The sequence below is a fragment of the Halostagnicola alkaliphila genome (assembly GCF_055379965.1).
This window is the reverse complement of sequence record NZ_AP043825.1, coordinates 87,809-101,397: the sequence shown is the minus strand read 5'-3', so window position 1 is coordinate 101,397 and position 13,589 is coordinate 87,809. Positions and strand designations below refer to the sequence as shown.

Annotated in this window: 7 protein-coding genes; all 7 read left to right on the top strand. The window is 53.9% G+C overall.

Going from position 1 to position 13,589, the window contains the following annotated elements; genetic code table 11:
• Positions 1-2: 2 nt before the first annotated feature.
• The 7 genes from ACZ5C7_RS02635 to ACZ5C7_RS02605 all read left to right on the top strand — a co-directional run bounded on the left by ACZ5C7_RS02635 (position 3) and on the right by ACZ5C7_RS02605 (position 13,086).
• Entirely contained in the window at positions 3-1,772 is a 1,770-nt protein-coding gene (locus ACZ5C7_RS02635; RefSeq protein ID WP_464375065.1) for a DUF8186 domain-containing protein, read from the top strand.
• Between the two features lie 172 nt (positions 1,773-1,944).
• Entirely contained in the window at positions 1,945-2,625 is a 681-nt protein-coding gene (locus tag ACZ5C7_RS02630; RefSeq protein WP_464375064.1) for a hypothetical protein, read from the top strand.
• Positions 2,626-3,834: a hypothetical protein gene (locus ACZ5C7_RS02625; RefSeq protein ID WP_464375063.1), complete on the top strand. Its 1,209-nt coding sequence runs from the start codon at positions 2,626-2,628 to the stop codon at positions 3,832-3,834.
• Between the two features lie 5 nt (positions 3,835-3,839).
• Positions 3,840-7,202, top strand: a complete 3,363-nt coding sequence (locus ACZ5C7_RS02620; RefSeq protein ID WP_464375062.1) for a VirB4 family type IV secretion system protein — start codon at positions 3,840-3,842, stop codon at positions 7,200-7,202.
• Complete coding sequence (locus tag ACZ5C7_RS02615; RefSeq protein ID WP_464375061.1) at positions 7,199-8,386, top strand: DUF8128 domain-containing protein; 1,188 nt, start codon at positions 7,199-7,201, stop codon at positions 8,384-8,386. Before ACZ5C7_RS02620 ends, ACZ5C7_RS02615 begins: the two co-directional genes overlap by 4 nt.
• On the top strand, positions 8,376-11,480 hold the full coding sequence (locus ACZ5C7_RS02610; RefSeq protein ID WP_464375060.1) for a type IV secretory system conjugative DNA transfer family protein: 3,105 nt from the start codon (positions 8,376-8,378) through the stop codon (positions 11,478-11,480). The genes ACZ5C7_RS02615 and ACZ5C7_RS02610 overlap by 11 nt, the downstream gene beginning before the upstream one ends.
• 334 nt (positions 11,481-11,814) lie before the next feature.
• The gene (locus ACZ5C7_RS02605) at positions 11,815-13,086 is read left to right on the top strand and encodes a phage NrS-1 polymerase family protein (protein WP_464375059.1); all 1,272 of its coding nucleotides are present in this window, start codon (positions 11,815-11,817) and stop codon (positions 13,084-13,086) included.
• The last annotated feature ends 503 nt before the right edge of the window (positions 13,087-13,589 follow it).

The following is a 13,589-nucleotide window of genomic DNA, read 5'->3' as shown; positions in this document are numbered from 1 at the left end:
AAATGGCCACACTCCGTTCGGTGCTTGTCGTCCTCGCTCTTCTCGTTACGAGTAGCCTCATAATCGGCCTGGTGAGTTCCATAGCGTCTCCCTCTCCAGATTCGAACTCGAGCACAGCGATCCCCGAGGACGGACCTGATTACGGGGTCAACGAAACTCAGTTCCCGTTATTATGGTCCGAAGCCACAAATCAGGAAAATCTCTCGAGCGACGACTTCGACGAGGACGTTTCATCACCTGAGGAGTTCTCCCAGCGGCTTTCGCAATCGACGGACTTCCTTTTCGAGGAACCCGTTGAGGATGTCGAACTCTGGAACAGTGGTGACTTCGATGATTTCTCCGCTGGTGATGAAGAGACAGCAGTCCATCCAGAGGTAGCAGAACTCGAGGACGGGCGCTACATCAAAGATGTACACGTCAGTATCTTTGCGGTCCAACCATCGACGATACTCCAGTCGGGTAACAAGTCAACCACGTATATCGCACCAAAGGGCGAGGTTCTGGCTACAACCGATTATCGCGTACAGGTTCCAGACGACAACGAGAGTGGCCCAGTACGCGAAGAGTGGTCCATTGACGAGACAGATATTGAGAGTGTCGACTTACTGGCTGACGGCCAACTCATCGATTCTAACGAGAGCCATCGGTCGACGCTCGAGTACAGCGATTTATCGGGTGACCCTACTCTGACGACAGAGGTGGAAATTTCCGCGCAACTTCGTCATGAAGAACGGACGTGCGATGACTATAACAGTAGTACGGACTCGTGTGATGGGTCATGGGAGACCGAGATCAACTACCCATCTGAAGAGGTAACTGCAACCGAGTCCCGACAAACAGTTGTCAATCAACTCGAGAACGCAAATGGAAGCCGAACCGCGTTCGAAGCTGACGACGAGCGGACTGGAGCGGTTATCCACCCCGATACTGTCTGGTCAGGGATTGACGTCGACGACGATGCGCAGGTTCGTGGAAATTGGCGATTCTATTCCGCGGGAGATGACGGGTGGCACACGATGGTGTCACGGACAGGGACGGACACGACTCGAGAGAATTCATCAGTTCGTCCGGCACAGATCTACGCAATTCCCTATCAGGCAGAACCAGATATGCCGAGTGAAGCGACGGATACCGCTGAACCACCGCTGGTGATCGAAGAGGCGTGGGGGAGTGAACACGAGGGGCCATCTCTCCCCAATGAAATCGACATCACCCCCGCTGATCACTACGTGAATGCGACATCGGTTGCTTTGCAATCGGAGACACTCTCAGCAAGCACATTTGACGAGGTAACCGTTCACGGCATTGTTCGTGGACAGTCGCAATCGGTGTCGCTCGAGGAAGAAGGAACCGTCCGCGAAACAGATCTCGAACTCACCGTCCTCGAGGACACGTCTTCGGGGACAGTTGTCAAAGCAGAAGTCACGGAAAACGCAACTGGAGAGCCAGTAACGACTGGGCGGGTCGAAGTCGGCAACCAGTCGGCTGCCGTCAACGCCAGCGGAATGGCCCTCCTCCATCTCGAGGAGCGGCCGTCGTTACTTGTTGACGGCGAATACGGGCCTGAAGAGTGGTGGCATGCGGACGCACTATACGCCACAGCGGAGGATCGAACGAAAATACCCCCGAAGTATCCAGACTTCGCACAACTCGTGCAGTTCGCCCTCGTGACACTCTTTTGGTTCCTCCCAGTTGCCCTTGCCGTCTACGGGTTTGACTACCTGTCCAGCGGTGCATTTCTCGGACTTACAGATAACCATGAACGAGAATAATACCACTACCGATAGCCGTATCGCTCGTCGATCAGTTCTTGCCAGTATTGGTGTCAGTACAGCCGCTCTTGCCGGCTGTACATCGGACTCCCCCTCAGATTCGTCGAGCAATAGTACCGATGATGGATCTGGACTTGAGACCGAAGAGAGTGATGTCTTCACTACCGTCGAGATGAGTGAGACCGATCTCGAGATTGAGATTGCTGACGATATTTCGGTTGAGTTTGTGGATCTCGTTGACCCGGATGGAGAGTTGTACGATCAAGAGCGTCTCGAGGACGACGAAACCGAGGTCTCGTTCGAGATCCTCGGACGATATGATGACGAATTGGCCACTGGTGAGTACGAGCTCGTTGCTCTCGAGGATGACGAGCAGATTGAGTCTACGACAATTACGCTCGACGCAAACTGCGAAATAACCGACGTGCTGTGGGCCGCGGAACATCCTGATATGGACTGGGAGACGGATTCGTCCGTTTGGGAGACACATGCAGCTATTGTTGTCGAGAACGACGGAACGATTCCCTCGTTGCTTACGGAAATTCAGTGGAGGGATGCTCCGGTTGCACGGTTGCAATCAACGGAATCGCAGTCGTACCATCATGAGGTACGCTTGCCCCCAGGAGAAACAATCGTCTATTCAGAAGGGCCGGTCTATCGAACTGAAAATGCACTCCGAACACTCGATTGTGGAGAACTCGGAACGGAATCGATGACTGCGACGGCCGTCGTGCAGGTTGGACCAGACCCGTCGTATACTCAGCAAATCGAGTACGGTGATGACCAGTCCTGCGACCTTGCTATTGTCGAGGGTAGCTCAGGCGAGTCAATTGATAGCGGAGGCGACACCTGAATGGGTTGGCTTCAGGGTCAAGTTGAGGATGGGATTGAGAGCGTCCTCGAGGATTTCACCGATGCGCTTCTCAGTCTTGTGAACGATATTTATGAAGCACTCTTAGGTCCTATCGTCGGCGTTCCAACCCCAGAGTCCGACTCAGGATATATGGTCGTTGGAACACCAGATAACGCGCCATGGGATAATTTGTATCAAGATGTATATCTCGCATTTATAATGCCGTTAGCGATCATGTTGATTGTGATCGCGTTTGCTTTTATTGGCCTTCGAGCGGGCTCGATGAGTGAATATCGCCGAAAACGTCTCTTGAGACGACTGGGGGTCGTGTTCATGGGTACATTCATCTGGTTTCCATTAGTTTCGGTTCCGCTACAGTTTATTGACGCAATTGGAATGACAATAGCGCCAGTAGACGATATGTCTGCAGGACTGGGCGGACTCATTCAGTCTACTCTTGGAGGAATGTTTACGATTCTGGCCATGGTTGTTGTCTCGAATTTCTTCCTCGTAGTTGCTGGATTTGTCGTCGCTCTTCGGTGGATTGCGATTTTGGTATTGACACCAGTAATGCCGTTACTGGGTGTCCTCTGGGCAATGGAAGTTTGGCCGTTTAATTCTGCGGCAAACATGGCTCGCCGTGCTGCAGGAGTTTACCCCGGAGTAGTACTCGCTGGGATTCCCCCTGCAATTCTTTTCAGATTAGGATGGGAAGTCGGAGGAATCGAAACGACAGCTGACGGCCTATTCTCTCTGTTTATCGGATTGACGCTGATCCCCGCAGCGATCATCGCGATGATTATGACTGTCTACTGGAGTAGTCCAGCAGTGCGAACGATCGCCAAGAAAGGCGCCACCGCATCAAATCCAGCAGCAGCGACAGCTGGGGCCGCGAAGGCGAAAGCCGCTTCTGGGAGTGCCGTTCGCGGTGCTCGAAACGTCCATCGTGGCTACGCAAACGAACAGTTTGGCGCGGTCACGAAGAGTGGACAGGCAACACTCGGGAGCGGCAGTTCGAAAGCGTACAAACTCGGCGCATCAGCCAATTCGACGAAAGCACACGCCGGCCAGTACAACAAGGTCCGAAAATCGGACACCGGCCGACTACGCGATCAGGCGAAAGACGATGCTCGAAGAGCCAAGCAAAAGACGTCGGCCAAAGCGAAGCAAGGGCTCAAAAACACGAAACAAAAGGTCTCGAGGTGGTAATTTTCATGAGTTCCAACACAGCGGATAGCGAGTATAACGCACGAAAGATCCATCAGTCGCTGGGCGGCACAACGGCGTTTTTCCAGGGGTACACGATTGGCGAGCTCATGCTGTTCCTCGCCGTGGCGTTCGTCACCGTTATTGCCGCGACGTTCGTTCCACCGTCGCTGACGATCCCGACACTCGGATTCGGGAGTATGCTCACAGTCCTCCTCTTCTTGCTTCACAAAGTCAAGCCCGACTATCTCTGGCTCACTGAGTGGCTTGTCGCCCGGTTTGGGTGGGCGATCAAAAACAAGGAGTATACCCACGGTGGAGAGGACAACAGCGAGGTCCGCTATATGACCCGTCTCAACCGGGTCTATCCACACGCCATCGAACGGACGGACGGCGCACTCGTCGGGGCGATGAAAGTTGAGCCAGCGAACATGGCCCTCGAGGATGACGAGGCCTGGGCAAAAGCCGTGCAGTCACTTTCGGAATTCGTGAACTCGACAGTTGATTTTCCCGTGAAGATCTACATCACCAGCCGAGAGGTTGATCAGGACGACGTCGTTCGCGAACACCAGGATCGGCTTGGCGATGCTGACGTCCGATCACGTCCGGTCCTGAAACGGCTTCTCGAGCAGTACGTCTCGGCCAATACGAACGAAAACGGAGATCTGGACTCTGAAACGACGACGATTCGTGAGTACTATCTCATCACCGCTGTCACCAACGCCGATATCGAGCAGTTCGACGAAACAGGCGATAGCGTACTGGCCTACCTGGCTGAACTACCTGCTCTCGGTCGATTTTTCGGACGGTTCCAGTCTGAGGGTCTGAGTGAATCCAAGCGAGATCAACTCAAGGAAGAGAAATTAGAATCGCGACTTACACAACTCCGGCGTGGCGGCTCGTCGTTGTACCGGTGCTCGATCAGGCCTGTCGATGCATATGACCTCGCTCGGATTACGAAGGAATACTGGACGTGCCAATCGGCAGAATACGCTGATATTACGAGCGCGATCGGAACGTTCCCAGTCGTTTCCCATGGGATCAGCGACGGTGTCCCAGCCACGCCGGATCCTGATGATGTCCTCGACGCAATGACCGATTCGACTCATTCGCCCAACACGGGATCGAATGGAAGAGAGCAAAATAACGATGACTGGAAGTTCTCCCTCGAGGACCTCGACGAAGCGAGCAACGAGGAGAACAACGGAGACAGCACTGACAACGAAACGTCGGTTCCCGCTGAGAATCGGCTGCCGGACACGTCGACGATGCATCAGTCAGCGATCGCTCCCTCGACGGTCGATTGGGAGACGACCTATGCCGTGATCAACGACGAGACGTTCGTCCGGACGTTCTGGATCGAACAGTTCCCTGAAGAACCATCCGATGGACTCTTCGAGCGACTGTTGCTCGAGACCGACCTCAAGACGGATATTAGCATCCACCTCGATCCGTTCGCGAGTCAGTCAGCCCAGGATATGATGGCAGACTGGATATCGGACTTGAAGATCAACCAGCACGATTCGAACAGCCTCAAATCCGAGGATCTGCAGGAGGATATCGACCAGGCAAAGTACATGCGGTCGCTCGTTCGTGCGAACAAAGCGTCGTTCTATCGGGGCGGCGTGTTCATCCGACTCGCTGCCGAGAGTCAGCAAGAACTCGAGAACCAGACGACTCGACTGCGCTCAATCATCAAGGACGCGCCAGCAAACTGTACGGTGAAAGTCGCGAGTCGATGGCAAGAGCGCGGGCTCGCGACAGTCTCGCCGCTCGGGAGAAACGAACTCGGTCGTGATCGAATGTCGACGCTGACGAATCAGGCGATCGGGGCGATGTTCCCCTTCTCGTCGAATTACCAGATGATGGACGATGGCATCGAGTACGGCTACCACGGCCACAACGGCTCACCGATCCGAATCAATCCGTGGGAGCTCGAGACCGGTCACAGTGAACTCGTGGTCGGCATGCCCGGTGCCGGGAAGACGTTCGGCGATATCATGCGCCACCTTCGAATGATGAAGCGTCGCAACGATACGATGCTCGTGCTCATCGATCCAGTCGGTGGCTTTCAGGGGATTGCCGATGCCTTGAACGCGAAAACGATCACTGTCGGTGGCGATACGAAGCTAAATCCACTCGAAATTCGCGAAACGCCTCAGCATGTTCTCGAGTCCACCGATGGCATCTCGCCGCTCTCAGCGAAGAAAGACGAGGTATACGCCGTTCTCGAGAACTTCCTCAACGCTCGGGATATCGAACTCGGTGCCGAGACCGGTGTCCTCTCGTATGTGATCGACGAAGCCTACCGGCAGGCAGGGATTAGCGAGGATGACGTCTCGACGCATACGTCGGAAAACTCGCCGACGATGCAGGACGTCCACCAGATCCTCTGCGACATCGCCGAGAACCCGGACGAGCACAACATTGCAGAGTCTGCGTCTGCACGCGAGCGAGCGGCGCAGTATGCGGACGAACTCGCGATTGCGTTCCAGCCCTTCCGTGAAGGTGGGTCCTACGAAAACCTCTCTCACCAGTCGGAGATCGACATCCTCGAGGGGGACAACAAAGTCGTCTACATCGATCTCGGCCAGATTGAGGGCAGCGCCTCGGGGATCGACCGTCAGACCTTCCTGATGCAACTGCTGTTGTCGACGATCTACCAGCAGGCGAAAAACACAGAGCGAAACGTCGAACTCGCGATCGACGAAGCCCACTATCTCTTCGAAGATCAGGCCAACCTCGACTTTCTCGAGACGGCGTTTCGTCACCAGCGCCATGCCGGCCTCCGGATGGTGCTACTTTCCCAGACGGCCCAAGAGTTCTACGAAACTGAGCAGGCTGAGAAAATCATCGGGATGTGCCCGGTCAAAGTCTTCCACAAGCTCCCCGACTTAGACGACGAAACGGCAGAAAAGATTGGGTTAACAGAAGAACAGCGACGGTACGTTCGAAGTGCTGACGCTGGGAAGGAAGACCTCGGGTACAGTCAGTCGCTCGTCCGCGTCGAGGAACACGGTACCTATCCATTGCACGTCGTTGCCGATGAATTCGAGCAGCGTGTTATCGACTACGATTCCGACGATCGAACGTTTATCGAGCAAGCGATCAACAGCGATCCGGAGGAGTACGTTTCCTTCGAACAGTTCGTCGAGAACGAGGCTCGACGCAACGCGCTCACGAACCGGTTCGATATCCCCGAATCAGCCGTTTCTCGGATTCTCGAGCAGGGATTCACACAGGAGGAACTCGTTGATGCAGTCCTCGAGGCAACGCTTTCGGACGGTTCGTCTACAACGCTCAGCTATTCGGATGCAGATTCTCAGACCCAAGAAAGTGAGTCAGAGGTCACAACAGAAGGTGAACGATGAGTGGACTTCTTCCAACCTCTCTCGGTTCGGTGTTCAGTAGGTCACCGCAGTACACAGCGACTCAACTCGATTTTGATGAGCCGTTCATTCAACAGCCTGCAGATGCTTCCGGTGTGTTGCTTCGGATTCGGCCATACAAGGAAAGCGCCGGGATCGAGAGTGCGGCTGGCTTACTGCAGTCAGTTCACGATGTGACGACGAACTTCCGCGGAGCAAATACGAGTGACCACCACTCGTTCGAAGTCTGGTTCGATGAAGGGAAAGTGACCTTCTATATGCACGCTGCTACCGAAGCAGCCGCCGACAAGTTTCGACGCCGCGTTGGGAACAACTACGCGAATAGCGAAGTCTTCGTCGTCGAAGAAGGCCACGCGTTTCCGATCATCGAGACGGACCAATTTGTTGCTGGAGCCTGGCTCGAGATGGAGAAAATCCCCTACTACCCTATTCGCCACTACAACAGTGAAGGGTTCGCGATGGACCCATACGGTGAAATCACGAGCGAAATGCTGTCACTCGACGATAGTACGGTCGTTACGCAGATCGTCTTCCGACCAGCAAAACAATCGTGGACTGACGGTGACCGCTTCAAGCACAATAGCGTCGACGAACTGGCCCAAGCACTTCGCCAGGGGTCGTCTGTAGGATGGCTCAATCCGCAAACGCGACCACCCAGTGCAAAAGACAAGCAGGCTGCGAAGACTATTGAACAACAACGCGGTGAACAGGCGTTCCACGTTAATATTCGCGTTTTTGCAGCCTCGGCGAACCAGCAGGAAGCGGAAGCTCGAGTACAGGGCGTCGCTGGAATGTTCAGGAAATACTACAACGCGATCACTGAACAGGGGCTTGACGACAACCCTGTTTGGCACCGCAGAGATTCAAAACGGGCCAAACGGCTTCGGACGTTTGTTCGTCGAATGAGTGAGAGACAATGGATTGATCGAAATATGATTTTGACCGTCGACGAACTCGCCAGCGTCGCTCACATCCCGAATTCGGACATAGAAACGCCAAAAATCGATTGGAGATACACGCAACGAGGCGACCGTATTCCCGCGGATAGTGTTCGGTACGAATCTGAAGGCTCACAACGGCAAAGCCAATCGTCTGGTGTTCCAGTGGAGGCAACGAGCCAGTTTGAGGAGCCAATTCAGGATCAGGAGGGATTCGATGGTTCTTGATCGGTTCTTCGGCAGTGAGGCGAACTCTCCCAGTAGTAACCAGAACAGTGACCGTTCACCAACAGACGAGGGTTCCGGTGAAAATACATCCGTCGTTGCCTCAACCACCGACGAACAGGAGAGACCCAGAGACACAGTTTCCAGTAAATCCTCCCAACAGCAGACAAATATCGACGAACAGTACGACATAGTTGGTCGAGAGACGATTCGTGTCGGTGGGAAGCCGGTGATTACGGAAACACGCGCAGAAGGGACGGTCGCCGGCCCGATCGTTCGGGAGATGTTCGAATCTGGATCATACGCTGAGAAGTCTCCACTCTGGGTTGGCTATACAGAGGATCCACAGACGGGTTTTCGCGAGGCTCCGCTCCGTTTCGAGTCACTCTTCCGGCACAACTGGATCGCCGGGACGACCGGATACGGAAAAACGACCGCACTCTTGAATATGATGGTTCAGTGGGCCTATTCGGGATACGGCTTCACGTATTTTGACCCCAAGGGCCGCGATTCGCGCGAATTGCTCCGAATGCTTCCCGAACATCGGCTCGAGGATGTCATCTGGATTGAACCGGGGGCGACGACGCACGAAAAGACGATCGGGCTCAACTTTCTCGAGGTGCCCGAGTGTGAGACGCCCGAGGAATTCGAGAACGAAATCGAAGCCAGGGTCGAGAATCTGAAAGCCGTCTTCGATACCTCCGACTACTGGGGAATCAACATGGAGGCGATTACAGAATCGATGGCTCGAGCGATGATGAAGTCGGACAAGCAGTTCTCTGTTATCGATATGTACTTCATTCTGCTTAACGCCGATCGACGCGAGGATTTTGCACTCGACGTTGCTGACCCATATCTCCGGGAGTTCTGTTTCGAAATTGCCGAGATGGAAGACGAGACCGTTCGGCCACTCCTGAAACGCATCAAGTCCTGGGTCGAAAATTCGGTGATTCGTCGAATCATTGCTCATCGGGAGAGTACTATCGACTTTCGGGATGTCATCGATAACGATCGTATCGTCATTGTCCGTACGCCCGTCGAGAACAAGGACATTAAGAAGATGGTTACGCTCGGCGTGATGCGCAATCTATGGTCTGCGATCCAGCGCAGATCCTATGAGCTCGATACGACTCCGGATCCGTACTTCGTTCTTTGCGACGAGTTCGACGATATTGCGAGCGATAATCTCGATATCGAGTCGATGCTCGCTCGAGCCCGGTCGATGCGTCTCTCTGTAACGCTTGCCTCCCAGTATCCATCACAGTTCGAAGAAGAGACGCTGAAAGCGATGCAGAACAACTGCGATAATCTGCTCACGTTCTCAGTCAACGACAACGACGACGCTGAGTTGTTGATGAAACGCTTCCGTAACTATACGGCAGAAGATCTCATCACGACAGACCAGTTCAAAGTGTGGACCCGAATTCCGTTATCTGGTGGTCGTTACTCCGAACCCGTATTGCTTCGGACGTTTCCACCGTATCCTCCATTGAGAGGACCACGTAAAGTCGATGAGATTATCGATCAGAGCCTCGAACAGTATGGAACGGACCCAGTAACTGATACGGAGATCCTTCGCAATCTCATGTATCGGGAATACAACGAAGCAGCCAGCCCAGATGCGTTAACTGTTGATCGGGTAATGGCCGAAGCAATTCGAACGATCCAGTTGCGGGAGGGATGCCGTGATCAGAACGGCTGGGTGAACGTGACCGCCGTCGACGAAGAAGTGCTTACGCGTCTCGAGAGCGAGAGTGATGAGATACCCGAGGGTGTTGACGTCGACACAGATCTCGAGGAGTTTCCCGATGTCCGTCAGGAGTCGCCCCTTATCGATGTCGATCTCGGCGTTCACAATGACACGGTAGTCGTTCGGTTGACTGACGAGGGAGAAGAAATTGCTGAACCGGAGACGGGTAATGTCCGGTCTGCAGGAAGCTCGGATCATGATGCATTGCTCCTCGATCTCGAAGTTGCTCTCACGAAACTCGGTTTCTCCGTTGACATTCTCGAGCAGGATGGAAGCGAACAGCCTGACGGGACTGCAACTCATCCCGAGTATAATGTCGAGTTTGCGCTGGAATCCGAAACAACGACTCCGAATCGACCGGCAAAGGTCCTCCAAAACCTCAAGCGTGCACAAGAAGATGATCGCATCCCCTTATTTGTTGTTCGACCGAGCGGTGATGGCCCACAGTTGGCGTCTCGTCTCGAGAATATCTTGGAAGCACCAGTTCGAGAAATGGCGGATGGGACGGAGAGATATTACAACACGGACTCGTTTGTCACATTCAGTGGTGGAGCATCAGTTCGCGGTGGGGTAACTGCCGTTCGGCCAGTTACTGATGATTCGACACGAACCGTTTGGAGACGTGATGGAGGCGAGGGTATACTGACCGATGGTGAAACAGAATTCCTTCGGACGACCGTAGCTGACATCGCGAAAGACTCCCTCCCAGCGTACTATAGTTATGACCGAGAAACCGGCCAGTATACCGTCTACGAACGAGGTGAAACGCACGTCTATGAAACGGTAGACGCGCTCGAGTCTGAGTGGGTACCCATTAAGCGGCCGTTCGTTCCAGAGGCCGACCTTCCAAATCCCTCGTACGACCGTGATAGCTATTCTATCGTCGTCTTACCACAGAACGAGGGCCCACAACTATACCGAGACGGCGAAACAGTACCGCTAGAAACGGCACTTTCGATTGAGAACTCGACCCGAGACAGTTCTCGGACGAGTGAGTCGCCAGTCAAACAAGCGGGTACACAGGACCCGACTCCGGCCACGGATTCATTTGAATTAGACCCAGACGAAGATGGGGTTGGCGCCTTTGTCGATCAATTCGTCGTTGAAGAGCAAGATAGCGCGGTTCCAAAGAAAGCGCTGTATCTCGCCTATGTTTCGTGGGCGAAGGATCACGGCCTCGACTATACGAATGATGTCTGGTTTGGACGAAAGTTGAGTGACCGAATCGCTGTTGAAAGTGATCGGCAACGAAGAGATGGTGAGCGTATCACAGTTCATACAGGTATCGCTCTCAGCGAGTCTGGGGAACGTCTTCTCGATGAAGTAAACAAGTCTGGTGAGATATGATTAAAACTGGGATTTCAAAACATCGGGTGTCCAGAGTATTTCCACCCCCAGATTCTCGATGTATATCCACCGTTAGACCGTTACATCCCAATCCCGAAAGTGCTGTCCAGGGTAAATCACTGGATACGGGTATTCGGAATTTCGGTGTCCAGGGTAGAAACCACCAGACGGTAGTACTGTCCATAGTAAAACTGCGTTCAAAATCAACTAGTATTGGATGGGATCCATCCGCAGAAGTGGGTGTCCAGGGGACGTATCGATACGGTTTGTTTTATCGTGCCGATGATACGATATTGGCGGCGCAAATGAGACCGTCACAGGACGAGGATTACAAATGACTACGAATCAAACAAGTCTGGTCGAGAGGGAACGCATTCCAATAGAATTGCAGACTCGAGAACAGTGGGTGTGCTGGCAGCGCAAGGAACGGGGAGAAAAGGTAACTAAGGTACCTATTGTCCCTGGTGTAGCTGAGTTTGCTTCGGCAACTGATCCAGAGACGTGGCGGTCGTTCGATGAGGCACTCGAGTATTTCGAGCGTGGAGATGCTGCCGGTATTGGGTTCGTCTTCACGGAGGAAGATCCGTTCGTTGGAATTGACCTTGACGACTGTCGCGATCCAGAAACGGGGTCGCCAAGCGAGGAGGCTCGAGGGATCATCGATGAGTTGGATTCGTTTACTGAGGTTTCGCCGTCGGGGACTGGCTATCACATCATCGTTCGTGGGTCGATTCCTGGTGATCGAAGTCGGCGCGGGTCGGTCGAGATGTACGAGAAAGCACGGTTTTTCACTGTGACAGGCGATCACGTTGAGTCGGCACCATCTCGGGTCGTTGAACGGGCTGGTGCACTCGAGGTTGTGTACAACGAATACATCGCTGGATCGGCGGTTCAAAACGAGAACGAGACAGAAATACAGCAGGAGTCTGAGCCCGATTTCACAACGGAGACGAAGCGTAATCAGGGAGGTTCGCTCAAGGATGCGGAACTTCTTGAGAAGGCTCGAAATGCGTCAAACGGGACGAAATTCGAGCGACTCTGGAACGGGAACATGGCTGGGTACGAGAGTCAGTCGGAAGCCGATATGGCGCTGTGCTGTCTGCTGGCGTTCTGGACCGGTGGCGACCATACTCGAGTGGATAACCTCTTCCGTCGATCAGAGCTACTCCGGGAGAAGTGGGATGACGTCCACTACGCCGACGGGTCGACCTACGGCGAGAAAACCATCGAACGAGCGATTGCGAACACCTCCGAGTTCTACGATCCGGATGCTCGAAATGACTCGAGTGAGGCGAGTCCAAGCCAGAACGAGTCGTCTACCGCGGGTAGTCGTGACGAACCAGGGCAGACTCATGCATATCTAGTCGAGAAGAATCGACTGTTGGCCGACCGCGTTGACGACCTCGAGGCAACACTCGAGGAGAAAGATGAGCGTATCGCCGAACTCGAGGCGACCAACGAAGCGCTTCGAGAGAGGCTCAGTGCCCGTGAGGAGCAACTCGAGCGGCATGACCAGGCTTCGAATCTTGAGGTGGATGAGAGGAGTGCTGATCAAGACGACTCGATCTGGACCCGTGCACGGCGGTTCGTCGGAGACAACAACTGAGGACCCTTCCAAAGCTCTCCGCCGAGTTTATCGACCCCCGAAGGGGTGAGGCGTTCGAAATGACTGTAATTGACCAGAGAGGCGAACAACGCAGTGTGTGGTTGTATAGATCGGTTGAGTGCTGTAGCCATAATTTGATCCCAACACCCTCGACGGTGCTGGTTTGTGTATGTACTACGAACGTACAAGCGTATGTCTGAAGCTGAAGCAAACAACGGTGATCCTGATATTGAGCGGATCAATCTTCGGATTTCCCCAGTCATTCCGCGAAGTCATCGATGAGACGTGGTGCGAGTGGGCATTCAACAGCCGAAGTGAGTTTATCAGCGGCACAGAAGAATACCCCGACCCTTGAGGTCGGGGTGATTCACCCGTTACGCACTGCGAGAGTCTGTGAATCATCCGGAAGGCGCTGGGTTCTGGAAAGACCTTGCAATTAGTGAGGCTCAGTTTGATGACGGTGAAAGCCCCTCGAGCGAGGAAATTAAAGCAGCATATGGGAC